23 protein-coding genes are annotated in these 26,051 nt (G+C 73.7%); 16 read left to right on the top strand and 7 right to left on the bottom strand.

Translation table 11 applies throughout. The annotated features are described in order from the left end of the window. Positions 1 to 55: 55 nt before the first annotated feature. Positions 56 to 850 carry a CAP domain-containing protein gene (locus BLS70_RS21395; RefSeq protein ID WP_255362514.1) on the bottom strand — a complete coding sequence of 265 codons (795 nt, stop codon included), beginning with the start codon at positions 848 to 850 and terminating at the stop codon, positions 56 to 58. Between the two features lie 319 nt (positions 851 to 1,169). On the opposite strand from BLS70_RS21395, the gene BLS70_RS15780 reads away from it, so the two are divergent. Then, positions 1,170 to 2,510 (top strand): hemolysin family protein, encoded by a 1,341-nt coding sequence (locus BLS70_RS15780; protein ID WP_255362513.1) that lies wholly within the window; start codon positions 1,170 to 1,172, stop codon positions 2,508 to 2,510. Here BLS70_RS15780 and galE read toward each other — a convergent pair. Beyond that, the gene (galE, locus tag BLS70_RS15775; RefSeq protein ID WP_091769965.1) at positions 2,507 to 3,460 is read right to left on the bottom strand and encodes a UDP-glucose 4-epimerase GalE; all 954 of its coding nucleotides are present in this window, start codon (positions 3,458 to 3,460) and stop codon (positions 2,507 to 2,509) included. The genes BLS70_RS15780 and galE overlap by 4 nt on opposite strands. 38 nt (positions 3,461 to 3,498) lie before the next feature. Here galE and hisC point away from each other — a divergent pair, with 38 nt between their 5' ends. From hisC to BLS70_RS15760, 3 genes are read left to right on the top strand one after another with little or no spacing between them, the layout of a single operon-like run. Beyond that, positions 3,499 to 4,620 (top strand): histidinol-phosphate transaminase, encoded by a 1,122-nt coding sequence (gene hisC / locus BLS70_RS15770; protein ID WP_255362512.1) that lies wholly within the window; start codon positions 3,499 to 3,501, stop codon positions 4,618 to 4,620. A 16-nt stretch (positions 4,621 to 4,636) separates the two neighbouring features. Continuing rightward, entirely contained in the window at positions 4,637 to 5,656 is a 1,020-nt protein-coding gene (gene trpS / locus BLS70_RS15765) for a tryptophan--tRNA ligase (protein ID WP_091769960.1), read from the top strand. After that, entirely contained in the window at positions 5,653 to 6,219 is a 567-nt protein-coding gene (locus tag BLS70_RS15760; RefSeq protein WP_091769958.1) for a 2'-5' RNA ligase family protein, read from the top strand. Before trpS ends, BLS70_RS15760 begins: the two co-directional genes overlap by 4 nt. Here the strand turns inward: BLS70_RS15760 and BLS70_RS15755 are convergent. Beyond that, entirely contained in the window at positions 6,200 to 7,480 is a 1,281-nt protein-coding gene (locus BLS70_RS15755; protein WP_091769956.1) for a D-alanyl-D-alanine carboxypeptidase family protein, read from the bottom strand. The genes BLS70_RS15760 and BLS70_RS15755 overlap by 20 nt on opposite strands. Positions 7,481 to 7,734: 254 nt before the next feature. On the opposite strand from BLS70_RS15755, the gene BLS70_RS15750 reads away from it, so the two are divergent. The 10 genes from BLS70_RS15750 (at position 7,735) to BLS70_RS15705 (ending at position 19,488) form a co-directional block, all read left to right on the top strand. After that, positions 7,735 to 8,799: a BMP family lipoprotein gene (locus BLS70_RS15750; protein WP_255362511.1), complete on the top strand. Its 1,065-nt coding sequence runs from the start codon at positions 7,735 to 7,737 to the stop codon at positions 8,797 to 8,799. A gap of 263 nt (positions 8,800 to 9,062) precedes the next feature. Continuing rightward, positions 9,063 to 10,637, top strand: a complete 1,575-nt coding sequence (locus BLS70_RS15745) for an ABC transporter ATP-binding protein (RefSeq protein ID WP_091769952.1) — start codon at positions 9,063 to 9,065, stop codon at positions 10,635 to 10,637. Then, complete coding sequence (locus tag BLS70_RS15740; protein ID WP_091769950.1) at positions 10,634 to 11,815, top strand: ABC transporter permease; 1,182 nt, start codon at positions 10,634 to 10,636, stop codon at positions 11,813 to 11,815. The genes BLS70_RS15745 and BLS70_RS15740 overlap by 4 nt, the downstream gene beginning before the upstream one ends. After that, positions 11,812 to 13,095 (top strand): ABC transporter permease, encoded by a 1,284-nt coding sequence (locus BLS70_RS15735; RefSeq protein WP_091769949.1) that lies wholly within the window; start codon positions 11,812 to 11,814, stop codon positions 13,093 to 13,095. The genes BLS70_RS15740 and BLS70_RS15735 overlap by 4 nt, the downstream gene beginning before the upstream one ends. Positions 13,096 to 13,118: 23 nt before the next feature. Then, positions 13,119 to 13,535 carry a cytidine deaminase gene (locus BLS70_RS15730; RefSeq protein WP_091770345.1) on the top strand — a complete coding sequence of 139 codons (417 nt, stop codon included), beginning with the start codon at positions 13,119 to 13,121 and terminating at the stop codon, positions 13,533 to 13,535. Continuing rightward, positions 13,535 to 14,815 carry a thymidine phosphorylase gene (locus tag BLS70_RS15725; protein WP_091769947.1) on the top strand — a complete coding sequence of 427 codons (1,281 nt, stop codon included), beginning with the start codon at positions 13,535 to 13,537 and terminating at the stop codon, positions 14,813 to 14,815. The genes BLS70_RS15730 and BLS70_RS15725 overlap by 1 nt, the downstream gene beginning before the upstream one ends. 53 nt (positions 14,816 to 14,868) lie before the next feature. Further along, positions 14,869 to 15,774 (top strand): ABC transporter ATP-binding protein, encoded by a 906-nt coding sequence (locus tag BLS70_RS15720; RefSeq protein WP_255362510.1) that lies wholly within the window; start codon positions 14,869 to 14,871, stop codon positions 15,772 to 15,774. Further along, positions 15,771 to 16,580, top strand: a complete 810-nt coding sequence (locus BLS70_RS15715; RefSeq protein ID WP_091769944.1) for an ABC transporter permease — start codon at positions 15,771 to 15,773, stop codon at positions 16,578 to 16,580. The genes BLS70_RS15720 and BLS70_RS15715 overlap by 4 nt, the downstream gene beginning before the upstream one ends. Beyond that, the gene (locus BLS70_RS15710) at positions 16,577 to 17,662 is read left to right on the top strand and encodes an adenosine deaminase (protein WP_091769942.1); all 1,086 of its coding nucleotides are present in this window, start codon (positions 16,577 to 16,579) and stop codon (positions 17,660 to 17,662) included. The genes BLS70_RS15715 and BLS70_RS15710 overlap by 4 nt, the downstream gene beginning before the upstream one ends. A 257-nt stretch (positions 17,663 to 17,919) precedes the next feature. Further along, positions 17,920 to 19,488, top strand: a complete 1,569-nt coding sequence (locus tag BLS70_RS15705) for a DEAD/DEAH box helicase (protein ID WP_255362509.1) — start codon at positions 17,920 to 17,922, stop codon at positions 19,486 to 19,488. 67 nt (positions 19,489 to 19,555) lie between these two features. Here BLS70_RS15705 and BLS70_RS15700 read toward each other — a convergent pair whose 3' ends face one another. Next, on the bottom strand, positions 19,556 to 20,956 hold the full coding sequence (locus tag BLS70_RS15700; protein ID WP_091770343.1) for a SatS C-terminal domain-containing protein: 1,401 nt from the start codon (positions 20,954 to 20,956) through the stop codon (positions 19,556 to 19,558). A gap of 120 nt (positions 20,957 to 21,076) precedes the next feature. Here BLS70_RS15700 and BLS70_RS15695 point away from each other — a divergent pair, with 120 nt between their 5' ends. Continuing rightward, entirely contained in the window at positions 21,077 to 22,006 is a 930-nt protein-coding gene (locus tag BLS70_RS15695; RefSeq protein ID WP_091769938.1) for an FkbM family methyltransferase, read from the top strand. Between the two features lie 25 nt (positions 22,007 to 22,031). Here the strand turns inward: BLS70_RS15695 and BLS70_RS15690 are convergent, their stop codons facing one another. The 3 genes from BLS70_RS15690 to deoC are packed head-to-tail and all read right to left on the bottom strand — an operon-like array spanning position 22,032 to position 25,374. Beyond that, positions 22,032 to 22,904, bottom strand: coding sequence for an aldehyde dehydrogenase family protein (locus tag BLS70_RS15690; RefSeq protein WP_255362508.1), 873 nt, complete (start codon positions 22,902 to 22,904; stop codon positions 22,032 to 22,034). Further along, positions 22,901 to 24,370 carry an aldehyde dehydrogenase family protein gene (locus tag BLS70_RS15685; RefSeq protein ID WP_091769936.1) on the bottom strand — a complete coding sequence of 490 codons (1,470 nt, stop codon included), beginning with the start codon at positions 24,368 to 24,370 and terminating at the stop codon, positions 22,901 to 22,903. The genes BLS70_RS15690 and BLS70_RS15685 overlap by 4 nt, the downstream gene beginning before the upstream one ends. Then, entirely contained in the window at positions 24,370 to 25,374 is a 1,005-nt protein-coding gene (gene deoC, locus BLS70_RS15680; RefSeq protein ID WP_255362507.1) for a deoxyribose-phosphate aldolase, read from the bottom strand. Before deoC ends, BLS70_RS15685 begins: the two co-directional genes overlap by 1 nt. A 228-nt stretch (positions 25,375 to 25,602) precedes the next feature. Here deoC and BLS70_RS15675 point away from each other — a divergent pair. Continuing rightward, positions 25,603 to 26,051, top strand: a 449-nt coding sequence (locus tag BLS70_RS15675; RefSeq protein WP_143030430.1) for a DUF222 domain-containing protein, incomplete at its 3' end; no start/stop codon positions are given.

The raw sequence follows: 26,051 nt of genomic DNA, 5'->3' as shown, positions 1-26,051 counted from the left end.
GTCCGTGGAACGCCAACTTTCCCGTAGTTGGGGCGAGGAGGCTCGTGGCGGGTGGTCAGGCGAAGAGCTGGGTCCACCAGGGGCCGCCGCCGCCGTCGGCGATGCCCACGCCGAGCCGCGTCAGGCCGCAGTCGAGGATGTTCGCCCGGTGGCCCGGGCTGTTCATCCACGAGTCCATGACCGCCGCGGGATCGCGCTGACCGCGCGCGATGTTCTCGGCCCGCGCGGACACCCCGGCGGCTCCGGCGCGGTCGAACGGGCTCTGCCCGGCGAGGTTCACGTGGTCGAAGAACCCGCGGTCCCGCATGTCGGCGCTGTGCGCGGCGGCGACCGCGGCGAGGCGCGCGTCGGCAGCCAGCGGCCGGCAGCCGGCAGACGCCCGCGCCTGGTTCACCAGGGCCAGCACCTGACCGGCGCGGTCGGACCCGGCCGGCACGGCGGCCGGCGGCGGGGGAGCGGGGGCGGCCGGCAGCGCCGTCCGGGGCGCCGCGCTGGTGGCAGGCGCGGGACGCGCCGGTGCGGCAGCCGGCTTCGGCGCCGCCGGCACCGGGACGGCGGCCGAGGGTGCCGGGGCCGCGACCGGCGCGGGCTCGGGCGTGGGTGCAGGAGCCGGCGCGGGGATCGGAGCGGGGGCCGGAACGGGCAGGGGCGAGCGCTCCGCCCGGCTCGCCGTCTGCTCCACCCGCACGGTGCCGTCGGCGTCCAGCTCCAGTGCCGCGGCGGCGCTGGCGAAGGTCGCGGAGGTCGGGCGGCCGTCGAGACCCATCACGACGAGGTCGCCGTCGGCCCGCGGTTCGGACGGCGACACGGTCCCCGAGACGACGGGCGCGGCGATCACGAACCCGGTCACGAGGCCCACGACCACCAGGGACCGTGCCCACCGGCTGCTGCGACGGCATGGCTCGGTGGGGCGGGTACGGCCGCCCGCCGCATGGCGTGCGGACGGCGACGGGCCGGTGGGGCGATGGCGCACGGGACTCCCCGGAGAAGATCACGATTCGTTATCAGCCCGAGACTAACCGTGAGCACAAGGGCACCGACAGTCCACAAGACGCAGGTCACCGGCGGCAGCTCCATACCGCGACCGGGCACGCGACCTACGCCCGGCGGTCGCGAGCAGGCACCATGGGGACCCGCACCGCCCCCGAGTTCCGAGGAGTACGCCGCCGGTGAGCGACGACGTCTGGCTCAGCATCGTCATGGTCGTCGTCTTCATCCTGATCGGCGGCGTGTTCGCGGGAGCGGAGATCGCCCTCGTCTCGCTGCGGGAGTCCCAGGTCCGCGCCATGGCCGAGACCGGCCGCCGCGGTCTGGCGGTGCAGAAGCTGCTCAGCGACCCCAACCAGTTCCTCGCCGCCGTGCAGGTGGGCGTCACCTTCGCCGGCTTCTTCTCCGCCGCCTTCGGGGCCAGCACTCTGTCCCAGCCCTTCGCCGACTGGCTCCAGGAACGGGGGGTCTCCGAGGGTCTCTCGGGCACCCTCGCCCTCGTGCTGGTCACCATCGCGATCAGCTACCTCTCGCTGGTGGCCGGCGAGCTCACCCCCAAGCGGCTGGCCCTGCAGCGCGCCGAGGGCTTCGCGCTGCTCGTCGCCGCGCCGCTCAACGCCATCGCGAAGCTCTCCCGGCCGGTCATCTGGCTGCTGTCGAAGTCCACCAACGCGCTGGTGCGGCTGACCGGCGGCGACCCGACGCAGGCCGGTGAGTCGATCAGCCAGGAGGAGCTGCGCGACCTGGTCGCCGCGCACGAGTCCCTCAGCAGCGACGAGCGGCGGCTGATCGACGAGGTGTTCCGCGCCGGCGAGCGCGAGGTGCGCGAGGTGATGACCCCCCGCACCGAGGTGGGCTTCCTCGACGCCTCGATGACCACCAGCCGCGCGGCGAAGCAGGTGGCCGACTCGAACTGGTCCCGCTTCCCGGTGTCGGGGCGCGACCAGGACGACGTCGTCGGGTTCGTGCACGTCCGCGACCTGTTCCTGCCCAATCACCCGGCCGGGCGGGCCGCGACCGTGGGAGACCTGGCCCGCGAGGTCAAGCGCCTGCCCGGCACCGCCGGCGTGCTGACCGCGCTGAGCGAGATGCGGCGGGAGAACCAGCACCTGGCGATCGTGGTCGACGAGTACGGCGGCACCGACGGGATCGTCACGCTGGAGGACCTCATCGAGGAGGTCATCGGCGAGATCTACGACGAGTACGACGCCGAGGTCGAGCCCGAGGCGCGCCAGTCGCCCCACGCCCCGCGCGAGGTCGACGGGCTGCTCAACCTCGACGACTTCACCGAGGCCACCGGCCTGCAGCTGCCGGAGGGCCCGTACGAGACCGCCGCGGGGTACGTGCTCGCCGGCCTCGGCCGGCTGCCCGAGGTGGGCGACGCCATCGAGGTGGAGGGTCGCGCGATCACCGTCGTCGAGCTGGACGGACGGCGCATCGCCCGGCTGCGGGTCGAGCCCCCGCCCGCGACGCCGGAGGACGACGGGACGCGCACGGACGGCGGAGCGCCGCCGGCCGGCTAGCGCGTCCGGGCCACATCCCAGGCGTCGCGGACGATGCCCACCAGGTCGGTGTGCCGGGGCGCCCAGCCCAGGTCGGCGCGGATCCGGTCGCTGGAGGCGACCAGCTGCGCCGGGTCACCCGCCCGCCGGGGGCCGTCGGTGGTCGGGATGGGGTGGCCGGTGACCTCGCGGGCGGCGTCGACCACCTCCTGCACGGAGAAGCCGGTGCCGTTGCCGAGGTTGTAGATGCGGTGCTCGCCGGCCGACGGCGCGGGCAGCGCCAGCAGGTGGGCGTCCGAGAGGTCCGCGACGTGCACGTAGTCGCGGATGCAGGTGCCGTCGGCCGTCGGGTAGTCGCGACCGAACACCGTGAGCGACTCCCGCTGTCCGGCCGCCACCTGCAGCGCGAGCGGGATCAGGTGGGTCTCGGTCGCGTGCCGCTCGCCCAGCCCGAAGGCCGCGCCGGCGACGTTGAAGTACCGCAGGCTGACCGCCGCGAAGCCGTGGGCCACCGCGTAGGAGGTCAGCATGTGGTCGACGGCGAGCTTGCTGGCCCCGTAGGTGTTGGTGGGCCGGGTCGGTGCGTCCTCGCGGATGGGCACCTGGTCGGGCTCGCCGTAGGTGGCCGCGGTCGAGGAGAACACGATGCGACGGCAGTCGACGGCACGCATGGCCTCCAGCAGCGCCAGCGACCCGGCGACGTTGGTCGACCAGTAGTCCTCCGGCTGCTGCTGGGAGACGCCGACGAGCGACTTCGCCGCGAAGTGCAGCACCGCCTCGGGCCGGACGTCGGCGAGCACGGGCGCCGAGTCGTGCAGCGACACCTCCGCCAGCGTCGCCCCCGATGGGACGGCGTCGGCGTGCCCCGTGGAGAGGTCGTCGAGCACCGTGACCTCGTGGCCGTCGGACAGGAGGGCAGCGGTCACTACGCTGCCGATGTAGCCGGCACCACCGGCGACGAGGACACGCATGCCGCCAGCCTAGGCGGACGAGGAGGCGACGACCCGTGGTGAGCCCGCGACCGGCGGTCCAGGCCCTGCCGGCGTACCGGCCCGGGCGCAATCCCGCAGACCTCGCCCGCGAGATCGGCGTCGACCGCGCGGTCAAGCTGGCCAGCAACGAGGTCGCCTTCCCGCCGCTGCCCGCCGTCGTCCAGGCCGTGGCCGCCGCGGCCGCCGAGACCAACCGCTACCCGGACAACGGGGCGGTCGTGCTCACCGCGGCGCTGGCCCGGCGCTACGGGGTGGAGCCGGCGCAGATCGCCACCGGCGGCGGCGCGGTGACGCTGTGCCAGGAGCTGGCCCAGGCCTACACCGAGCCCGGCACGAGCATCGCCTTCGCCTGGCGCTCGTTCGAGATGTACCCGCTGCTCGCCCAGGTGGCCGGCGCCCGTGCCGTCCAGGTGCCCCTCGTCCCCGGTCGCGAGGGTGGCCCGGCCGACACGCACGACCTCGACGGCCTGCTGGCCGCCATCGACGACACGACCCGCCTGGTCTTCGTGTGCAATCCGAACAACCCCACCGGGACGGCGGTCCGGCGGGCGGAGCTCGAGCGGTTCCTCGACGCGGTGCCGCCGACGACGCTCGTGGTGCTGGACGAGGCCTACCGCGAGTTCGTGACCGATCCCGACGTCCCCGACGGCATCGAGCTCATGCGCGGCCGCCCCAACGTCGCCGTGCTGCGGACCTTCTCGAAGGCGTGGGGCCTCGCGGGACTGCGCGTCGGCTACCTGGTCGCCGAGGACCCCGCCGTCGCCGAGGCCGTCCGCAAGACGCACGTGCCCTTCAGCGTCTCGATGCTCGCCCAGGCCGCGGCCGTCGCGGCGCTGACCAGCGAGGACGAGGTGCGCCGGCGCTGCGCCGCGGTCGCGGCCGAGCGCGAGCGGCTCACGTCGGCGCTGCGCGAGCGCGGGCTGGACGTCGCCGACAGCCAGGCCAACTTCGTCTGGCTGCCGGTCGGGGAGCAGGCCGCGGAGCTGGCCGGGGCCCTCGAGGCGCGGGCGGTGATCACCCGTCCGTTCGCCGGGGAGGGGGTGCGGGTCACGGTCGGTGCGCCCGAGGAGGACGACGCCTTCCTCGCCGCGCTGGACGCCGTGCGGGACGGCCGGCGGGACGGTGCCCCGTTCCGCTGAAGCTCCGGCTGGTTTGATGGCGACCGTGCCTCTTCCCCGTGTGTTCTCCGGTATCCAGCCGACCGCGGGCTCCTTCCAGCTCGGCAACTACCTGGGTGCGCTGCGGCAGTGGGTGGCCCTGCAGGAGACGGCCGAGGCCTTCTACTGCGTCGTGGACCTGCACGCCATCACGATGGACTGGGACCCCGAGGAGCTCCGGCAGAACTCGTTGACGTCGGCCGCGCAGTTGCTGGCACTGGGCGTCGACCCGGCCAGGAGCACGCTGTTCGTGCAGAGCCACGTGCCCGAGCACCTGCAGCTGTCGTGGGTGCTGGAGTGCGTCGCCCGCTTCGGCGAGGCGAGCCGGATGACCCAGTTCAAGGACAAGAGCCAGCGGGAGGGCGCCGACGGCTCCTCGGTCGGACTGTTCACCTACCCGGTGCTGATGGCGGCCGACATCCTGCTCTACCAGACCGACCAGGTGCCCGTGGGCGACGACCAGCGCCAGCACCTGGAGCTCACCCGCGACGTCGCCACCCGGTTCAACAACCGCTTCGGGCCGACCTTCACGGTGCCCTCGGTGTTCATCCCCGAGGCCGGCGCGCGGGTGATGGACCTGCAGACGCCGGAGAAGAAGATGAGCAAGAGCCTCCCCCCGGCCGGCTGCGTCTTCCTCCTCGACGACCCGAAGGTCTCGGCGAAGAAGATCCGCTCGGCGGTCACCGACACCGGCCGCGAGGTCGTCGCCGACGCGGCGAACAAGCCGGGGGTGACCAATCTGCTCACGATCCACAGCGCGCTGTCCGGCCGCAGCATCCCCGAGCTCGAGCAGCACTTCGCCGGCCGCGGCTACGGCGACCTGAAGAAGGAGCTGGCCGAGGTCGTCACCGAGTTCGTCTCGCCAGTGCGCGCGCGGACGCAGGAGCTGCTGGACGACCCGGCCGAACTGGAGCGCGTCCTCGCCGGTGGCGCGGAGCGGGCCCGCGAGGTGGCGGCGGCGACCGTCGCCGACGTCTACGAGCGCACCGGCTTCCTCGCCCCGGGAGCGAAGCGGTGAACGACGACACCTTCGTGACCCGCCGCCCGTCACCGCCGGAGACCGCGGTCATCGGCGTCGTCGTCGCGGTGCCCGAGCCGTGGGCCCAGCTGCTCGTCGACTGGCGCACCAAGGTGGGCGACCCCCAGGCCAGGCTCGTGCCCCCGCACGTCACCCTGCTGCCCCCCACGGAGGTGCCGGCCGCCGACCGCGCCGCCGTCGCCCAGCACCTCGCCGACGTCGCGCGGGCGCACCCCGCCTTCACCATGCACCTGGCGGGCACGGGCACCTTCAGCCCGGTGTCGGACGTGGTGTTCGTGACCGTGGCCCGCGGGATCGGGGACTGCGAGCTGCTCGCCACCGACGTCCGCCGGGGTCCGCTGGACCGGCCGCTGGCCTACCCGTACCACCCGCACGTGACGGTGGCGCACGACGTGGGACCGGACATGCTCGAGCTGGCCTACTCCGGGCTGGCCGACCTCTCGGCCGAGTTCCGGGTCGAGCACTTCACCGAGTTCGAGCAGACGCCGACCGGTGCGTGGGCCGTCGCCCGCGAGTACCCGCTCACCGGTCCTCCTCGCTGACGCCCCGCCCCGGCGCCCGGTCCGGGGCGGGCACCCAGCGCACGGCCCGCCGCCGGCCCACCACGGTGACGCCGACGACGACCACGGCGGCCACCGCCAGCCCGGCGCCCACCAGCGGCGAGGCGTCGTCCCCGGGCCGGTCCGCGGCGACCGGCGGGGCGGGCTCGTCCGGGCGGGGGGCGGAGCGGGTGGGCTCGGGCGGGGCCAGCAGGTCGGCCGGCTGGACCAGCCGGCCCACCCCCTCGGTACCCGCGGGGACGGCGAAGCCCCAGTCGAGCAGCAACGCGGCCTGGTCGGCGGCGCGCAGCGGCTGGTTCTCGGTGTCCAGCACGCTCACGACCAGCCGGCGGCCGTCCCGCTCGGCGGCGGTCACGAAGGCATGGCGGGCCGCGTCGGTGAAGCCGGTCTTCCCGCCGAGCGTGCCCGGGTAGGCGGCCAGCGGGTTCTGGTTCTGGATCTGGAAGCCGGGCGCGCGGCCGGGCACCTCCGGCACCTGCGCGACCCGCGTCGTCAGGACGGCGGCGGTGGCCGGGTCCGCCACCAGGTCGCGGAAGATCAGCGCCAGGTCGTAGGGCGAGGACGACTGCCCGGCGACGTCGAGGCCGGAGGGCCCGCCGACGACGGTGTCGTAGGCGCCGATCGACTCCGCCGTCTCAGTCATGGCGTCGACGGTGGCCTCCGTGCCCCCGGCGGCGCGGGCCAGCGCGTTGGCCGCGTCGTTGCCCGACTGCAGGATCAGCGCCTGGAACAGGAAACCGACGGTGTAGCTGCCGCCGGCGAGGAGGCCGACCCGGCTGCCCTCCACCTGCTCGTCCTCCGGCGTGCCGACGACGACCTGCGCGGGGTCGAGGCGGGGGGCCAAGGTCAGCAGCGTCAGCGCCTTCAGCGTGCTCGCCGGGTAGTAGCGGCCGTGCGGGTCCCGGGCGGCCAGCACGGTGCCGGAGGACGCGTCGGCCACCAGCCAGCCGGAGGCGGCCAGCGGACCTGGCAGCGGGGGCGCGTCGTCGGCCACCACGAGCCCGCGGGTGTCCAGGTCCTCGCCGCCCACGGTGCGGCCGTCGGGCGCGCTGCCCTGCGGAGGCCGCCCCGTGCGCGGAGCGGTCGGGGTGGGTGCCGACCGGTCCGCCGTCGGCCGCGCGGCCGAGCCGGTGGCCGGTGCCCCGGCCGAGGCGGAGGGCACCCCGGCGAGCACGGGGAGGAGGGCGAGACCGGCCGCCAGCAGCGCGGCCACCGGTCCGCGGGCCGCGCGCGGAAGTCCCATGCGCCGAACGGTAGGGGCCGCCTCCGCGGGCCGCACGTGACCTCCGCCACCGAACCCCGGCATCCGGCGGGCCCTTCGCAACGATCGGGTCTCAGTCCTCCTCGCGGCCAGGGGAGGTCCGCGGCCCCGCGGTTAGCGTTCTGCGTCGTGTCCCGCGGCGGCGCGCTCCGGCGTCCGGCCAGGAACACGCGGAAGGAACATCATCGGGACGCGCCGCCTCCGGGCGGCCGGGTCCCCCCAGAGAGGAGATCGTCTTGCGCCGAGCGCGGATGACGAAGACGGCGGCACTGCTGCTGGCCGGCGGCCTGGCCCTGTCGGCGTGCGCCAGCGACGAGGACGGCGGCGACGGCGGCGGCAGCGGCGGCGGCAGCGAGGGCACCCTCAAGGTCGGTGTCGCCTACGACACCGGCGGCCGCGGCGACAAGTCCTTCAACGACTCGGCCATCGCCGGCGTCGAGGCGGCCGTGCAGGCCCTCGGCGGCGACGTCGACGAGGACATCGAGGAGCTCTCGCCCAACGAGGACGACTCCAACCGCGAGGAACTCCTCACCCAGCTCGCCGAGAACGACTTCAACCCGGTCATCGCGGTCGGCTTCGCGTACGGCGACATCATCGCCGACATCGCCGCCGACTACCCGGACACCCAGTTCGCGATCGTCGACACCTCGGTCGAGGACCTGGGCGTGGACAACCTGACCGGGCTGATCTTCGCCGAGGAGGAGGGCAGCTTCCTGGCCGGCGTCGCCGCCGCGTCCAAGAGCGTGACGGGCCACCTCGGTTTCGTGGGCGGCCAGCAGAGCCCGCTGATCGAGAAGTTCGAGGCCGGCTACGTCGCCGGCGCCAAGGCGGTCAAGCCCGACATCATCGTCGACGTCACCTACCTGTCGCCGGCCGGCGACGGCTCCGGCTTCGGTGACCCCGAGGGCGGCAAGGTCGCGGCCCAGGGCATGTACCAGGCCGGTGCGGACATCGTCTTCCACGCCGCCGGTGGTTCCGGTGAGGGCGTCTTCGAGGCGGCCGTCGAGGCCGGTCAGCGCGCGATCGGCGTCGACTCCGACCAGTACCTGAGCGCGTCGCCCGACCAGCAGGCCGTGATCATGACGTCCATGCTCAAGCGGGTGGACCTGGCGGTGGAGGAGTACCTCAACTCCTTCGCCGACGACAGCCTCGAGTCGGGCACGGACATCCTCAACGACCTCTCCACCGAGGGCGTCGGCCTGTCGGAGTCCGGCGGCTACATCGACGACATCCAGGACGTCATCGCCGACTTCCGCCAGCAGATCATCGACGGCGACGTCGAGGTCCCGACCACCCCGTGATCCAGGCGCGGGCCCGCTATCGGCGGGCCCGCGCTCACGGGCGGTCCCACGGCGGGCCCGGGCGCACGCGCCCGGGCCCGCCGTCGCCGTAAGGGGCTGCCGCACCGCCCCGCGGCGGCGTGCGACATCATGCGCGCAGCCGGGCAGCGGACCAGCCGCCCGGAGATCCCGGTGCGCGACGGACGACCTCCGTCCCGCGCCGGCGCACAGCACCAGCCGAGGTCCGCCCATCCGCGGACGCACCGGAAGAGAGAGGCCCACCCATGGCCGAGGGACCAGCCGGCGCGCACGCCGCCGCTGCCGGGACCGGGGACGCCCCGTACGCCGTGGAGCTGCGCGGCATCACGAAGCGCTTCCCCGGAGTGGTCGCCAACCGCGACATCGAGCTGCGGGTCCGCCGCGGCGAGGTGCACGCCATCGTGGGCGAGAACGGCGCCGGCAAGTCGACGCTGATGAAGACGCTCTACGGCATGCACCGGCCCGACGAGGGCACGATCCTGCTCGACGGCCGCGAGACGACGCTGCGCAGCCCGGCCGACGCGATCGCCGCGGGCATCGGCATGGTGCACCAGCACTTCATGCTGGCCGACAACTTCACCGTCCTGGAGAACGTCGTCCTGGGCAGCGAGCCGACCAGGGGTGGCCGGCTGGACCGGGCGGAGGCCCGGCGCCGCATCCGGGAGATCTCCCAGCGGTACGCCCTGAACCTCGACCCGGACGTGCTGGTCGAGGAGCTCGGCGTCGGCGACCGGCAGCGGGTCGAGATCGCCAAGGTGCTCTACCGCGGGGCGACGACGCTGATCCTGGACGAGCCCACCGCCGTCCTGGTGCCGCAGGAGGTCGACGAGCTGTTCGGCAACCTCGCCGAGCTCACCCGCGAGGGGCTCACCGTCATCTTCATCTCGCACAAGCTCGACGAGGTCCGCAAGGTGGCCGACTCGATCACCGTGATCCGCCGTGGCACCACCGTCGGCAGCGCCGACCCGAGGACGACGACGGCGCGCCAGCTCGCCGAGATGATGGTCGGCTCCGAGCTGCCCTCGCCGCAGACCCGCACCTCGACCGTGCGCGAGACGCCGGTGCTGGAGCTGCGCGGGGTCACCGTCGCCTCGCTCGGCGGGCGGCCCGCCGTCGACGACGTGAGCCTGACCGTCCGCGAGGGCGAGGTCGTGGGCATCGCCGGCGTCGAGGGCAACGGCCAAGCCGAGCTGGTCGACGCGATCATGGGGCTGCGGCCGGCCGAGGGCGTCGTCGTCCTCGGCGGCGAGGACATCAGCGGGTGGAGCACCCGCGCCCGCCGCGAGGCCGGCGTCGGGTTCGTGCCCGAGGACCGGCACCGCCAGGGGATGCTGCTCGAGGCACCGCTGTGGGAGAACCGGATCCTGGGCCACCAGACCCGGCCGCCGGCGGTCAAGGGCCCGTTCATCGACCGGACCGCCGCGCGCGCGGACACCGAGCGCATCATGCGCGACTACGACGTCCGCGCCCCCGGGCCGGACACCCTGGCGGTCGCCCTGTCCGGCGGCAACCAGCAGAAGCTGATCGTCGGGCGCGAGATGAGCGCCGCCCCGCGCCTGCTGATCGCCGCCCACCCGACCCGCGGGGTCGACGTGGGCGCGCAGTCGGCGATCTGGGAGCTGCTCAAGGACGCCCGCGCCGAAGGGATGGGGATCCTGTTGATCTCGGCCGACCTCGACGAGCTGATCGGCCTGTCCGACACGCTCCAGGTCATGCTCCGCGGACGGCTGGTCGCCACGCTCGACCCGTCCTCGCTGACCCCCGAGGAGCTCGGCGGGCACATGACCGGCGCCTCCGACGGCGCGGTGGGTGCCCTGTGACCGCACTCCGCCGCCTCGGCTCGGCCCTGTTCGCACCGGCGATCGCGGTCGTCTTCGCCGTCGTCATCACCGCGCTGGTCATCCTGCTGATCGGGGAGAACCCCACGACGGCGCTGCGGGTGCTCTTCGACTTCGGGGACAGCCCCGCCCAGCAGACCCAGGCGATCGTGGTCATCCTCAACCGGGCGGTGCCGCTGTTCCTGGCCGGCCTGGCCGTCTCCGTCGCCTTCCGCATGGGCCTGTTCAACATCGGCGTGGAGGGCCAGTACCGGATGGCCACCGTGCTGGCCGCCGGGGCCGGCGCCGCCGTGGCGCTGCCCGCGCCGCTGCACATCCTGCTGGTCATCGTCGTGGCGATGGCCGTCGGCGCCCTGTGGGCGGCCATCGTCGCGATCCTCAAGGTCACCCGGGGCGTGAGCGAGGTGATCAGCTCGATCATGCTCAACTTCATCGCCCTGGGTACGGCCTCCTGGCTGCTCACCGGCCCGCTCCGGGGGAGCGAGGAGGGGGCGGCGATCATCACGACGAAGGACCTGCCGGAGTCCGGCCAGTTCCCGGGCCTCAACGGCCTGTTCGACGTGATCGGGCTGGCCCAGCCGCGTGGCGAGCTCTACGGCTTCCTGATCGTGGCGGTGCTCGTCGGCATCGCGATCTCGGTGCTGCTCAAGCGCACCCGGTTCGGCTTCGACCTGCGGGCCACGGGCCTGTCACCCTCGGCGGCCACGGCCAGCGGCATCGACGCCCGCGCCATGGTCGTCAAGACGATGCTGATCTCCGGCGCGATCGCGGGGCTGATCGGCCTGCCCGACCTGATGGGGCGGACCCACCACTTCGGCACCGAGTTCACCGCCGGGCTGGGCTTCCTGGGCATCGCCGTGGCGCTGCTGGGCCGCAACAGCCCGCTGGGCATCGCCTTCGCCGCGCTGCTGTTCGCCTTCCTCGACCGGGCCGCCGTGCCGCTGCAGTTCGCCGACATCCCTGCCTCGGTCGTGACGATCATCCAGGGGACGATCGTGCTCGCCGTCGTCATCGCCAACGAGATCGCCCGGCAGATCACCCGCCGGCGCGCGGAGGGCGACAGCGGACAGGCCGGGCCACCCGCCCCGGAGAGCCCACCGGGAGGTCCGGCGGGCACCGCCGGCAGCCGCATCGACGAGCCGCAGGGGGCGCAGTCATGAGCACCACGGCCGCTCCGGTCACGACCTCGGCCCCGAGCCGCGGCCCGCTGACCGACCTGTTCCTCGGCGGCGGCACCGCCCGCCGGGTGACCTGGATCGTCGTCGGCCTGATGCTGCTGCTGTCGGTCGTGCGGATCATCTCCGGCGAGCAGGCGCTCACCTCGTCCTCGACCTTCTCGACCGCGCTGCTGCTGGCCGTCCCGATCGGGCTGGCCGGGCTGGGCGGGCTGTTCGCCGAGCGCGCGGGCGTAGTGAACATCGGCCTCGAGGGCATGATGATCCTGGGCACCTGGGGCGCCGGCTGGGCCGGCTACCAGTGGGGCTGGGCCGGCGCCATCGTCGGCGGCATCCTGTTCGGCGCGGCCGGCGGGCTGGTCCACGCCATCGCCACGGTGACCTTCGGGGTCGACCACGTCGTCTCCGGTGTGGCGATCAACATCCTGGCCGGCGGACTGGTGCGGTTCCTGTCCGAGCTGCTCTACGTCGACAACCCGGCCGGTGGCGGGGTGACGCAGTCGCCGGCCCTGTCCAGCCGGCCGCCGAGCTTCTCCCTGCCCGTGCTCTCCGACGGTCCCGACCTGCTCGGCGACCTCGCGGGCAAGGAGTGGTTCCTGGTCTCCGACGTCGCGGGTCTCCTGCGGGGCGTGACCAGCGGCGTCGGCGTCCTCACCCTCATCGCGATCCTGCTGGTGCCGATCAGCTACGTGGTGCTGTGGCGGACGGCGTTCGGCCTGCGGTTGCGCTCCTGCGGCGAGAACCCGGCGGCCGCGGACTCCCTCGGCGTGCCGGTCTACCGGATGAAGTACATCGCCGTGGTCATCTCCGGCGGGCTGGCCGGGCTCGGCGGTGTGGCGCTGGTCTTCGTCGCCAACATCTTCAAGGAAGGGCAGACCGGCGGGCGCGGGTTCATCGGGCTGGCCGCGCTGATCTTCGGCAACTGGCGTCCCGGTGGGCTGGCAGCCGGCGCGGGCCTGTTCGGGTTCGCCGACGGCCTGCAGCTGCGCAGCCGCACCGCCGTCGTCGCGCTGCTCCTCCTGCTTGCCGTCCTGCTGCTGGCCGTGGCGGTGTTCCAGACCGTCCGGGGCAAGTACGTCCAGGCGGTGCTGGCCGCGGCGTTCGCGGCGCTGAGCCTGGTCGGCTTCCTCACCATCGAGGAGCTGCCCGAGGGCATCGTCTCGTTCACGCCGCACCTGATCACGCTGCTGGTGCTGTCGCTGGCCTCCCAGCGATTGCGGATGCCCAAGGCCGACGGTCTGGTGTACAGGCGAGGGGAGAGCTAGTGCCCGACGGGGTGGTGGGGCGGGTGGACGATGCCACCTGGGACGTCCTGCGGACGGCGGCGCGCGAGGCCATGACCCGTGCGTACGCGCCGTACTCGAAGTTCCCGGTGGGCGTCGCCGGCCTGGTGGACGACGGCCGGCTGGTCACCGGCTGCAACGTGGAGAACGCCTCGTACGGGCTGAGCCTGTGCGCCGAGTGCGGCATGGTCAGCGACCTCGCCCGCTCCGGTGGCGGCCGGCTGGTCGCGGTGGCGTGCGTCGGCGGGGACGGGCAGCCGCTCATGCCGTGCGGCCGCTGCCGGCAGCTGCTGTGGGAGTTCGGCGGGGCCGATCTGCTCATCGAGACCGTCTCCCTGGGCATCGTGCCGATGCGCGAGGTCCTGCCCGACGCCTTCGGCCCGGACGACCTGGTCGCGGCGGCCGAGCGGGGGCAGGGCTGATGGCCGGCCACGACGCGATCGACGTCATCCGCGCCAAGCGGGACGGCGTCGAGCTCACGGCCGACCAGATCCGCTGGGTGATCGACGCCTACACGCAGCAGCAGGTGCCCGACGAGCAGATGAGCGCGCTGCTGATGGCGGTCTTCTTCCGCGGCATGTCTGCCGCGGAGCTCGCCGTCTGGACGCAGGCGATGATCGACTCCGGCCAGCGCAAGGACCTGTCCGCGCTGGGGCGGCCCACCGCGGACAAGCACTCCACCGGTGGCGTCGGGGACAAGATTACGTTGCCGCTCGCGCCGCTGGTCGCCGCGTGCGGTGTCGCGGTGCCGCAGCTGTCCGGGCGGGGCCTCGGGCACACCGGCGGCACGCTGGACAAGCTCGAGGCGATCCCGGGGTGGCGGGCAGCCGTCCACGAAGACGCCTACCTGGCCCAGCTGCGCGACGTGGGGGCGGTCATCTGCGCGGCCGGCGAGGACCTGGCGCCGGCGGACAAGCTGCTCTACGCGCTGCGCGACGTCACCGGCACGGTGGAGTCGATCCCGCTGATCGCCAGCTCGATCATGAGCAAGAAGATCGCGGAGGGTGCCGACGCCCTGGTGCTCGACGTGAAGACCGGCTCGGGCGCGTTCATGAAGGACCCCGACGCCTCCCGCGAGCTGGCCCGCACGATGGTCGGGCTCGGCGAGGCGGCCGGCGTGCGCACCGTGGCCCTGGTGACGGCGATGGACCGGCCGCTGGGCCGGGCGGCGGGCAACGCCGTCGAGGTCGCCGAGTCGGTCGAGGTGCTGGCCGGCGGCGGTCCGGCCGACGTCGTGGAGCTCACCCTGGCGCTGGCCCGCGAGATGCTCGCCGGCGCCGGGCGTGCCGACGTCGACCCCGCGGACGCGCTGGCCGACGGCCGGGCCATGGACGTGTGGCGGCGCATGATCGCCGCGCAGGGCGGGGACCCGGACGCACCGCTGCCGCGCCCGGCGGAGACCCACGTGGTGACGGCGCCGGCCAGCGGCACGCTCACCCGGCTCGACGCGTACGCGCTCGGGGTGGCCGCCTGGCGGCTGGGCGCCGGGCGGGCCCGCAAGGAGGACCCGGTGTCCGCCGCTGCGGGGGTGCTCTGGACAGCGGGGGTGGGGGAGCAGGTGACCGCCGGGCAGCCGCTGCTCGAGCTGCACACCGACGACGCCGCCCGCATCCCGCGCGCGCTGGAGGCGCTCGAGGGCGCGATCGGCGTGGACACCGGTGACACGCCCCTGCCCCTGGTCCTGGACCGCATCACGGCGTGAAAGCGATCTCCCCGGCGCAGGTCACACAGGGGAGGGGAGCACACTGTTCACCCGTGACCAGTCCTCCGCCGGGCGCCACCGTGGCCGCCCGCCCGCGTCCCGGTGACCCGCTGGACCCGGACGCGGCGATCTCCGTCCGCGGCCTGGTCAAGCGGTACGGGGACTTCACCGCGGTGGACGGGCTCGACCTGGACATCCGGCGCGGCGAGATCTTCGCGCTGCTCGGCCCCAACGGAGCCGGCAAGACGACGACGGTCGAGATCTGCGAGGGCTACCGCGCCCGCGACGCCGGCGAGGTGCGGGTTCTCGGCGAGGACCCCGCCGTGGGCTCCCGCGCCTGGAAGGCGCGGCTGGGGATCGTGCTGCAGTCGGGATCGGGGGACAGCCAGCTGACCGTGCGCGAACTGGTCGGCGCGCAGGCGTCCTACTACGCGGACCCGCGCGACGCCGATGAGGTGCTCGAGCTGGTCGGGCTCACGGAGAAGGCGGGCGTCCGCGCGAAGCTGCTGTCCGGCGGGCAGCGGCGCCGGCTCGACGTCGCGCTGGGCATCGTGGGCCGCCCGACGCTGCTCTTCCTCGACGAGCCGACCACCGGCTTCGACCCGGAGGCCCGCCGGCAGTTCTGGTCGCTCATCCGCTCGCTGCGCGACCTGGGCACCACGATGCTGCTCACCACCCACTACCTGGACGAGGCCGAGGCGCTGGCCGACCGGGTCGGGGTCATCGCCGGGGGGCGGCTCGTCGAGGTCGCCGTCCCCAGCGCCCTCGGCGGACGGGAGACCGCTCCCGCCGTGGTCACCTGGACCGAGGACGGCGCCCGCCGCACCGAGGCGACGGCGACCCCCACCGCGTTCGTCGCCGAGCTCGCCGCCCGCTTCCCCGGAGAGGTCCCCGACCTGGCCGTGGCCCGCCCCACCCTCGAGGACGTGTACCTGCGGATGATCGGGGACGACCGGTGACCGCCACCCGCGAGACGACGCAGCTGCCGTCGCTGCCGTCGGTCTACCGCTCGCGCAGCTCGGTGGAGCTGAAGGAGTTCTTCCGGCAGCGGGAGTCGGTGGTCTTCACGCTGCTGCTGCCGGTCCTGCTGCTGGTGGTCTTCGGTGCGGTCCTGAACTTCGACCTGAGGGACGGGGTGAGCTTCACCCAGTACTTCATGGCCGGGATCATCGCCGCGGGCATCCTCGGCGCCAGCTTCCAGAACATGGCGATCAGCATCGCCACCGAACGATCCGACGGGACGCTGAAGCACCTGGCCGGCACACCGATGCCGCCCAGCGCCTACTTCGTCGGCAAGATGGTCCAGGTCCTCGCCGTCACCCTCATCAGCGTGGTCGTGCTGCTGCTGGTCGGCGTCGTCTTCTACGGCATCGACCTGCCCACGGGCACCGACTGGCTGACCTTCACGTGGGTGGCCGGCCTGGGTGCGGCGGCCTGCACGCTGCTGGGCATCGCGATCTCCAGCATCGCCAAGAACGGGCGCTCGGCCTCGGCCACCGTGACGCCGTTCGCGCTACTGCTGCAGTTCATCTCCGGCATCTTCTTCCAGTTCAGCGAGATCCCGACCTGGATGCAGACCTTCGCCGCGCTCTTCCCGCTCAAGTGGATGGCGCAGGGGCTGAGGTCGGTGTTCCTGCCCGACGCGCTCGCCGCCGACGAACCGACCGGCTCGTGGGAGCTGGGCCGGGTCGCGCTGGTGCTCGGGATCTGGTGCGTCCTGGGCCTGGTGCTCTGCGTGCGCACGTTCCGCTGGCAGGACAGGTGAACGCGGTCCCCGCGCCGCTGGACGCCGGGTCGATCCGGCGGGCCCCCAAGGTCCTGCTGCACGACCACCTGGACGGCGGGCTGCGGCCGCAGACGGTGCTGGAGCTGGCCGACGAGCACGGCTACCGGGACCTGCCGGCCGGGGACGCCGAGGGCCTGGGCCACTGGTTCCGGCAGGCCGCCGACAGCGGCTCGCTGGTCCGGTACCTGGAGACCTTCGCGCACACGGTCGGGGTGATGCAGACGGCCGACGCCATCCACCGGGTGGCCCGCGAGTGCGCGCTCGATCTCGCCGCCGACGGTGTCGTGCACGCCGAGGTGCGGTTCGCGCCGGAGCTGTCGACGGCGGGCGGACTGCCGATCGAGGCCGTCGTCGAGGCGATGGTGGACGGCTACGCGGCGGGGGCGGCCGAGGCGACCGCCGCCGGCACTCCGATCCGGGTCGGTGCGCTGTTGTGCGCCATGCGGCAGGCCGACCGCTGGGAGGAGGTGGCCGGGCTCGTCGTGCGCTACCGCGACGCGGGCGTCGTCGGCTTCGACCTGGCCGGCCCCGAGATCGGCTTCCCGCCCGACCGCGTCCCGGCCGCGATCGAGCTGCTGGACCGCGCCGGCGCGCACCGCACCATCCACGCCGGTGAGGCGGCCGGCATCGACAGCATCCGCGCCGCGCTGGACGGGGCGCGCGCCGAACGGCTCGGGCACGGGATCCGGATCGCCGACGAGGTCGCCGCGGACGGCGCGCTGGGTCCGGTGGCCCGGCGGGTGCTCGACGAGCAGGTGCCGCTGGAGGTCGCGCCGTCGTCGAACGTGCAGACCGGCGCCTACCCGTCGCTGGCCGCGCACCCCGTCGACCGGCTGCACCGGCTCGGCTTCGCGGTCACCGTGAACACCGACAACCGGCTGATGAGCGGCGTCTCGGTGACCAGCGAACTGACCGACGTCGCCGCCACGTTCGGGTGGGGCTGGGACGACCTGCAGACGGTCACCGAGCGTGCCCTGGCGGCGGCCTTCCTCGACGACGCCGAGCGCGCGCGCCTGCTCGCCGACGTGGTCCGGCCGGGGTACGCCGCCCTGCGGGGCTGACGGAGGGTGACCGTCCCCACCCCCTCGCGGGGAATCACCTGAGGGCTGGCGCTGCTAGCCTGGGGGTACCGGCACAACGCCGGTCATCCTCCCGGACGGTTTGTCCGGGCATGAGCGCATCCGTGCAGATCACGCGTTCCATCCCTGGGCGCACACGATCGCCAGTGAGGACGCCGGTACCTGCGGCGCTCTCCTCTTCCACGGGACGCGCTCCGAGCAGTATCGGAGCCCCACCCCGCATGACTTTGGTCAACCCTGTGTCGTTCGAGTCGAACAACGCTGACAACACCACTGAGAACACCGCCCAGTTCACCCCCGCGGTCGACGTCGTCATGACGGAGAACAGCGCCGCGGAGAGCACCACCCCGGAGACCACCGAGGCGCCCGCGGAGCCCACCGGCCCCACGTTCGGCCAGCTGGGCCTGCCCCAGCCGCTGGTCACCGCCTTGGAGCGGCGCGGCATCCACCGCCCGTTCGCCATCCAGACCTCCGCCCTGCCGGACGCCCTCGCCGGGCGCGACGTGCTCGGCAAGGCCGCCACCGGCTCGGGCAAGACCCTCGCCTTCGGCCTGCCGCTGCTCGCCCGCATCGGCGCCGAGGTCAAGCAGGGCCGTCGCGCCCCGCGTGGTCTGGTCCTCGTGCCGACCCGCGAGCTGGCCCAGCAGGTGCACGACAACCTGGCGCCCCTCGGCCAGGCCACCGGCGTGGTGCTCGCAACCGTCTACGGCGGCGCGCCCATGTACCGCCAGATCCAGCAGCTGCGTCGCGGCGTCGACGTCATCATCGCCACGCCCGGCCGCCTGCAGGACCTGATCAACCAGGGCGAGGCCACTCTCGCCGAGGTCGTCATCACGGTGCTGGACGAGGCCGACTTCATGGCCGACCTGGGCTTCCTGCCGGTCGTCAAGGAGCTGCTCGACCAGACCGCCCGTGACTCCCAGCGCCTCCTGTTCTCGGCGACGCTGGACGGGGAGGTCGACAGCCTCGTCCGGCGCTACCTCAAGGACCCGGCCCGTCACGAGGTCGTCCGCCCCGGCGGCGAGGCGCCCCCGGCCGAGCACCTGGCCTTCACGCTGGCCTTCCGCGACAAGCTGCAGGTGGCCACGGAGTTGGCCTCCCGCCCGGGTCGGACGATCATCTTCGCCCGCACCCAGCTCGGCGTGGACCGGCTGGCCGACAACCTCAAGGCTGCCGGCATCAAGGCCGAGGCGATCCACGGCGGACTGCCCCAGGCGGCGCGCAAGCGTGCGCTGGAGGAGTTCACCGACGCACGGTCGCCGGTCCTGGTCGCCACGGACGTCGCCGCCCGCGGCATCCACGTCGACGACGTCTCGCTGGTCCTGCACTACGACCCGCCGACGGACGCCAAGACCTACCTGCACCGTTCGGGCCGTACCGCCCGCGCCGGTGCCGGCGGCGTCGTCGTCTCGCTCCTGCTGCCCGACCAGGTCGGTCAGGCCAAGCGCCGGTTCCGCACGGCCAAGGTCGACCCGCCCCTGGACCGGACGCGGCCCGGCGACAAGCCGATCCTCGACCTGATCGCCGCCGGCGTGCCGGTGGAGCCCAAGGAGCGCACGCAGCGCGACATGCGCCGCGGTGGCGGTGGCCCCGGTGGCCGTCCGCGTCGTGACGGCGAGCGTCCCAGCGGTTCCCGTGGCGGCCCGCGTCGCTCGTACGGCGACCGTCCCCGGCCCGCCGGTGAGCGGCCCGCGGGCGAGCGGTCCTACGGCGGCGGCGGCGAGCGCTCGGCGTCGGGTGAGCGCTCCTACGGCGACCGCGGTCGCCCGGGTGGGCGGCCCGGCCGCCCCTCGCGCTACGGCAGCTGACAGCACCTGAACGACGAAGCGGCCGGTCCCGGGATCTCCCGGGGCCGGCCGCTCGGTCGTTCGTAGGTCAATCCCGGAAGACGAGCTTCCCGCTGATCAGGCCGACGATCTCGTCCCAGGCGGGGCGCACCGCGGCGGCGTCCTCCGGGCGCAACACGGCGTCCGGCTGGCGCTCGCCGATCGCCACGGCCCGGCCCAGTGGCGCGGTGGGGGAGAGCAGCTCCTCGACGCGCGGCAGGGACACGTACTCGGCGAGGTCGCGTGCGCCCTCCACCGGCTGGGCCAGGGACGCGTGGGCGACCAGCCCGGCGGCGCCGTCGGCCACCTCGCCGAGTACCTCGGACAGGCCGGCCAGGTCGTAGCGGTCCTGCTCGGCCGGCAGCGGCCGGGTGTCGGTGACGGCGACCTCCGGCCAGGACGCGATCTCCGTGAGGTCGTGGGTCTCGGAGCCGGCGCAGAAACGGGACAGCTCCGCCGGGGTGTCGAAGAGGAACACCTCGCCGTCGCGCCCGAGGAACCGGGCGACGTCGTCGACGTAGCAGCGCAGCGTGAGGCCGGCGCCCTCCGGCACGACCACCTCGACCGGCAGGATGCCGACGGCCTCCCAGAACTCCGCCGCCTTGGCGACCGCCGCCGGGTCGTGCACGAGCCGCCCGCCACCACCGGCGATGGTCCGCACGCCGGCGGACGCCCCGGTGTTCGCGTCGTCCCCCTCGAGGTCGTCGTCGTCCACGTCGTCCACGTCGTCGAGGTCGTCGTCCACGGCGACCGGGGCAGCCTCGGACGCCGAGGGGTAGTCGGTCACCGCGACGGTGGCCGCGCCGGTCCAGTCCAGGTGCTCGCCGAGCTCCTCGACGACGTCCTCCCACAGCTCGTCCAGCGCGGTGCCGACCCCCAGCCAGGCGTCCTCGCCGGAGCGGCCGACGAACGCCTCCGCGCCCAGGCCGAGGGAGCCGATCTCGGGCTTGGCCACCAGCTCGGCGACGGCCTCGAACTCGGTCTCGTCGTCGTCCAGGTCGTCGTCCTCCTCGTCCGCGGTGTCGAGGCACTCGGCCAGCCGGCTGACGATGTCGATCGTGGCGGCCAGCTCCTCGACCGCCCAGCGGTCGGGGTTCTCCGCGGCGATGTCGTACACGCCGTCGAGGTCGAAGCGGTGGTCGTCGTCGGGGGTCAGGTCGGCCGCCCCCAGGCCCGCCACGACCGGCCACACCGGGTGGTCGGCGAGGTCGTGGTCGGTGCTGGAGCGGCAGAACGCCGCCAGGGCGGCGGGGGAGGGGAAGAGGTGGACGACGGCGGTGGGCACCGGGTTCTCCGGGTCGTCGTCGTTGATGTCGGCGCGGACCTCGACGGTGGTGCCGAGGAACGCCTGCCACTCCTCGCCGTCCTCCTCCCACGGAGGAGCCCACAGCGTGTAGCCCGTTCGGTCGTCGAGGGTCAGTGCGATGGGAACGATGCTGGGCCTGGCCACGGGGAGACTCTGCCAGATGGGGAAGCCCGCGCTCCCGACCATTCGGGTTCGGTCAGTGCCGACCGGCCGCCCGTCGACGCAGCTCTCGCGCGCACGGGTGCGAACCGCGACGCTGGACCCGTGTTCGCCGATCCTCCGGTGGTCCGGCTTGCCTGGCGCAGTCTGTTCCTCGGCGAGCGGCTGGTCCGGCCGGTTGCGGCCCGGCTGACCGCTGCGCTGGCGCTGCGGGCCACCGCGCGGTCATCGCACAGCTATGCAAAGACGGTGCGGCGCATCTCGCCGCGGCTGCGTGCGGACAACCCCGGGCTGGTGAAGATTCCGGACCGCTGGTCGCGGAACCCGACCGTGCGGGTCCGGCGCAACGGGTTGGCGCTGGAGCTGGATCTCCGTGACAACCTGCAGGCCGTCCTGTTCTACACCGGGGTCTACGAGCCACGCTTCACCGCCCACTTGCTCAACCACCTGCGCCCGGGCGACGTGGTGGCCGACGTGGGCGCGCACATCGGTGTGCACTCCCTCGCCGTCGCACGCCGGCTGCACCGCCTCGGCGGCGGGGGCTCGGTGCTGGCCTTCGAGCCGGCCGCCGACTCGGCCGCCACGCTGCGCGGTGCCGCGGTCCGCAACGGCCTCGACGTCGAGGTCCTCGAGGCCGCGTGCAGCGACGTGCCGGGGCGGCTGCCCCTGTTCGCCGACGAACGCTATCCCGTCGCCGACGCCGGTGTGCGTTCCCTGCACGGCCGAGGGCAGCAGATCGGAGAGGTCTCCGCAGTCAGGTTCGACGACTGGGCAGCCGACCGCCCCGGCGGGCCGCTTCCGCGGCTGGACGTGGTGAAGCTGGACGTCGAGGGGCACGAGGCCGCGGCGCTGAGCGGCATGCGGAACACGCTGGCCCGGCTGCGACCGCGCGCGCTCTACGTCGAGATCAAGGAGAACGCCATGGGTCGGGCGGTCACCTCGGACGAGCGGCTACGCGACCTGCTGACCGATCTCGGCTACCGGACGACCGGTCGGACGTTCGACCACAACGAGCTCTTCGCCCCCGTCGGCTGACCACAGTCCGGCACCCGGTTGGGACTCACAGGCCGATCGGGTGCCAGACGGTCTTCGTCTCCAGGAAAGGGGTCATCCGGGTGAGGCCGGGGTCGGCGGTCCAGTCCGGCTCGGTGGCCGGGGGGCGGACCACGCGCTTGATGGTGCCGGCCGCCTCCCGCTCGAACTCCATGGCGCGGTTCAGCGGAGCGCCGGTCAGGTCGATGCCGTCGACGTCGGCGTGCTCGGCCAGCCAGGTGCCCAGCTCCTCGGCGTCGCCGGTGAGCAGGTTGACCACGCCGCCGGGCACGTCGCTGGTGGCCAGCACCTCGGCCAGGGTGACCGCCGGCAGCGGCCGGTCCTTCGACGTCACGACGACGGCGGTGTTACCGGTCGCCAGCACGGGGGCCAGGACGCTGACCAGCCCCAGCAGCGAGGACTGCTGCGGCGCCAGGACCGCCACCACGCCGGTCGGCTCGGGCGTCGAGAAGTCGAAGTAGGGGCCGGCCACGGGATTGGCCCCGCCCAGCACGGCGCCCAGCTTGTCGGTCCAGCCGGCGTACCAGACCCAGCGGTCGATGGCGGCGTCCACGGCGGCCCGCGCCTTCGAGGCGCTGAGCCCCTCGCCGGCGGCGACCTCCTCGCAGAACTGGGCGTGCCGGCCCTCCATCACCTCGGCCACGCGGTACAGCACCTGGCCGCGGTTGTAGGCGGTCGCGCCCGACCACTTCGCGAAGGCACCCCGGGCGGCGACGACGGCGTCCCGGGCGTCCTTGCGGGAGGCCCGGGCGGCGTTGGCGAGGAAGTGCCCCTTGGCGTCGGTGACCTCGTAGGTGCGGCCGGACTCCGACCGCGGGAAGGCGCCGTTCACGTAGAGCTTGTAGGTCTTGCGCACGGCCAGCCGGTCGTTCCCGATCACTGCTCTGCACCTTCCAGGTACGCAGCCAGACCGTGGCGGCCGCCCTCGCGGCCGTAGCCGGACTGCTTGTAGCCGCCGAAGGGCGACGTCGGGTCGAACTTGTTGAACGTGTTGGCCCACACGACGCCGGCGCGCAGCTGGTCCGCGATCTTGAGGATGCGCGAGCCCTTCTCCGACCAGATGCCGGCCGACAGCCCGTAGGTGGTGTTGTTCGCCTTGGCCACCGCCTCGTCCGGCGTCCGGAAGGTGAGGACGCTGAGCACCGGGCCGAAGATCTCGTCACGGGCGATGCGGTGGGCGGGGGAGACGTCGGTGAAGATCGTCGGCGGGTACCAGAAGCCGCGGTCGGGCAGCTCGCAGGCCGGCTGCCAGCGCTGCGCGCCCTCGGCCTCGCCGATGTCGGAGAGCTCGCGGATGCGGGCGAGCTGCTCGGCGGAGTTGATCGCCCCGATGTCGGTGTTCTTGTCCAGCGGGTCGCCCACGCGCAGCGTGCCGATGCGCCGCTGCAGGCTCGCGATGACCTCGTCGTGGATCGACTCCTGCACCAGGAGCCGGGAGCCCGCGCAGCAGACGTGGCCCTGGTTGAAGAAGATGCCCTGCACGATGCCCTCGACGGCCTGGTCGATCGGGGCGTCGTCGAACACGATGTTCGCCGCCTTGCCGCCGAGCTCCAGCGTCAGCTTCTTCCGGGTGCCCGCGACGGCCCGCGCGATCGAGCGGCCGACGTCGGTCGAACCGGTGAACGCCACCTTGTCGACGTCGTCGTGCTCGACCACCGCGCGACCGGTCTCGCCGGCGCCGGTGACGATGTTGACCACGCCGGCGGGGAGGTCGGCCTGCCGGCAGACCTCGGCGAACAGCAGCGCGGTGAGCGGCGTGGTCTCGGCGGGCTTGAGGACGACGGTGTTGCCGGCGGCCAGGGCCGGCGCGACCTTCCACGCGAGCATGAGCAGCGGGAAGTTCCAGGGGATGACCTGGCCGGCGACGCCGAGGGGGCGCGGGCGGGTCCCGAGCCCGACGTGGTCGAGCTTGTCGGCCCAGCCGGCGTAGTAGAAGAAGTGCGCCGCGGCGAGGGGGACGTCGACGTCGCGGGACTCGCGGATCGGCTTGCCGTTGTCCAGCGACTCCAGGACGGCGAACTCGCGGGCGCGCTCCTGCAGCAGGCGGGCGATGCGGAACAGGTACTTGCCGCGGTCGGCGGGGCGCATCGGGCCCCAGGTCTTCTCGAACGCGCGGCGGGCGGCGCGGACGGCGCGGTCGACGTCGGCGTCGCTGCCCGACGCGACCTCGGTGAGGACCTCCTCGGTGGCCGGGTTCACGGTCTTGAACGACTCACCGGTGCCGTCGACGAACTCGCCGTCGATGAACAGGCCGTAGGACGGCGCGATGTCGACGATCGACCGCGACTCGGGGGCGGGGGCGTACTCGAAGGGGGAGGGCTGGGACGGGACAGTCGGGGCAGTCATCAGTCGACGCTCACGTGGTCGGGGCCGGAGTAGTGGCCGGTGCGGAGCTTCTGCCGCTGCAGCAGGAGGTCGTTGAGCAGGCTGGAGGCGCCGAAGCGGAACCAGCCGGGGTCCAGCCAGTCGCGGCCGACCGTCTCGTTGATGAGCACGAGGTGCTTGACGGCGTCCTTCGTCGTCCGGATGCCGCCGGCGGGCTTGAAGCCGACCTGGCGCCCGGTGGCGACGCGGAAGTCGCGGACGGCCTCGAGCATCACCAGCCCGACCGGCAGGGTCGCGGCCGGGCTCACCTTGCCGGTGGAGGTCTTGATGAAGTCGCCGCCGGCGAGCATCGCGATCCAGCTGGCGCGGCGGACGTTGTCCAGGGTGACCAGTTCGCCGGTCTCGAGGATGACCTTGAGGTGGGCCTCACCGCAGGCCTCCTTCACGGCGACGATCTCCTCGTAGACGTCCAGGTAACGCCCGGACAGGAAGGCGCCGCGGTCGATGACCATGTCGATCTCGTCGGCGCCGTTCTGCACCGCGTCGCGCACGTCGGCGAGCTTCACCGCCCGGCTGGCCCGGCCGCTGGGGAAGGCCGTGGCCACGGCGGCCACGTGCACGCCGCTGTCGCCCAGCGCCTCGCGAGCGACCCCGGCGAGGTCGCCGTAGACGCAGACCGCCGCGACCCGCGGGCAGCTCGGATCGGTGGGATCCGGCCGCATCGCCTTCGCGGCCAGGCTGCGCACCTTGCCGGGGGTGTCGGCGCCCTCGAGCGTGGTCAGGTCGACCATCGAGATCGCGGTGTCGATCGCCCACGCCTTGGACGTGGTCTTGATCGAGCGTGTGCCCAGCTGTGCCACGCGGGCTTCTGCGCCCACCTGGTCGACGCCGGGCAGGCCGTGCAGGAAGGCGCGGAAGGCCGAGTCGGACCGGGTGACGTCGCGGTACGGAGGCAGCGGCACGGACAGCGCCCGGGCGTCGTCCGACAGTGCGTCGGGGTCGAGCACGTGGGTCATGCGGGTCATTCTCCCTCGTCCCCGGGCAGGCATCTCCGTCCGCTCACCCGGAGGGAGGGCGTGTGATCCGACACCTGCGATCCGTCCGCGTGGAGGAGCCAGGCTCGTCGACCGGCACCGGGGGTGTCGAGGCGCTGCAGGAATCTGTGGACGAATCTCTGACCTCGGGATTCGCACCGCGGCTGAGCGCATCCACCGGTAGACTTCGAACACCTGATCGAACGGCTAGGAGGTGTCGTGGACGAGCTGCCCGAGGCTCTGGACGCGCTCGCCGGTGAGCGGATCGAGGGGTTGTCCGGTCCGGCGCTGCTGGAACGGCTCGAGCCGTTGCTGACGGCGGCGAACCGGCTGGCGGCCGAGGTCGCGCGCACGGTACGGCAGTGCGAGCTGGCCGGGGCGGCGGACCACGACGGCAAGGCGTCGATGTCGGCGTGGCTGCGCGGGCACCACCGGCTGTCCCCGGGCGAGGCGAGCAGGTTGGTGCGCAACGGCCGTGCCCTGGAGCAGTTGCCGTCGCTGGCCGCGGCGGCTGCTGCCGGTGCGGTGACCGCGGAGGCGGTGTCGACGATCGCGCCGGTCGCCTCGGCCGAGAACCTGGCCTCAGCGGAGGCGCAGGACGTGGACGTCGCCGCCATCGACGCGGCGCTGGCCCGGGTCGCCGCGACCCGTCCGCACACCGAGCTGCG

Source organism: Blastococcus aurantiacus (assembly GCF_900102425.1).
GTDB classification, from domain to species: Bacteria; Actinomycetota; Actinomycetes; order Mycobacteriales; family Geodermatophilaceae; genus Blastococcus; species Blastococcus aurantiacus.
Note: the sequence above shows the minus strand (reverse complement) of the source record. Positions and strands in the feature narration are given on the sequence as shown.

What these genes read in the sequence shown, in the direction of transcription:
- BLS70_RS15725 (WP_091769947.1), top strand. Translation starts at nt 13,535, where the DNA reads ATGGCCGGCCACGACGCGATCGACGTCATCCGCGCCAAGCGGGACGGC.
- BLS70_RS15745 (WP_091769952.1), top strand. Translation starts at nt 9,063, where the DNA reads ATGGCCGAGGGACCAGCCGGCGCGCACGCCGCCGCTGCCGGGACCGGG.
- BLS70_RS15755 (WP_091769956.1), bottom strand. Translation starts at nt 7,480, where the DNA reads ATGGGACTTCCGCGCGCGGCCCGCGGACCGGTGGCCGCGCTGCTGGCG.
- deoC (WP_255362507.1), bottom strand. Translation starts at nt 25,374, where the DNA reads ATGACCCGCATGACCCACGTGCTCGACCCCGACGCACTGTCGGACGAC.
- trpS (WP_091769960.1), top strand. Translation starts at nt 4,637, where the DNA reads ATGGCGACCGTGCCTCTTCCCCGTGTGTTCTCCGGTATCCAGCCGACC.
- BLS70_RS15735 (WP_091769949.1), top strand. Translation starts at nt 11,812, where the DNA reads ATGAGCACCACGGCCGCTCCGGTCACGACCTCGGCCCCGAGCCGCGGC.
- BLS70_RS15685 (WP_091769936.1), bottom strand. Translation starts at nt 24,370, where the DNA reads ATGACTGCCCCGACTGTCCCGTCCCAGCCCTCCCCCTTCGAGTACGCC.
- galE (WP_091769965.1), bottom strand. Translation starts at nt 3,460, where the DNA reads ATGCGTGTCCTCGTCGCCGGTGGTGCCGGCTACATCGGCAGCGTAGTG.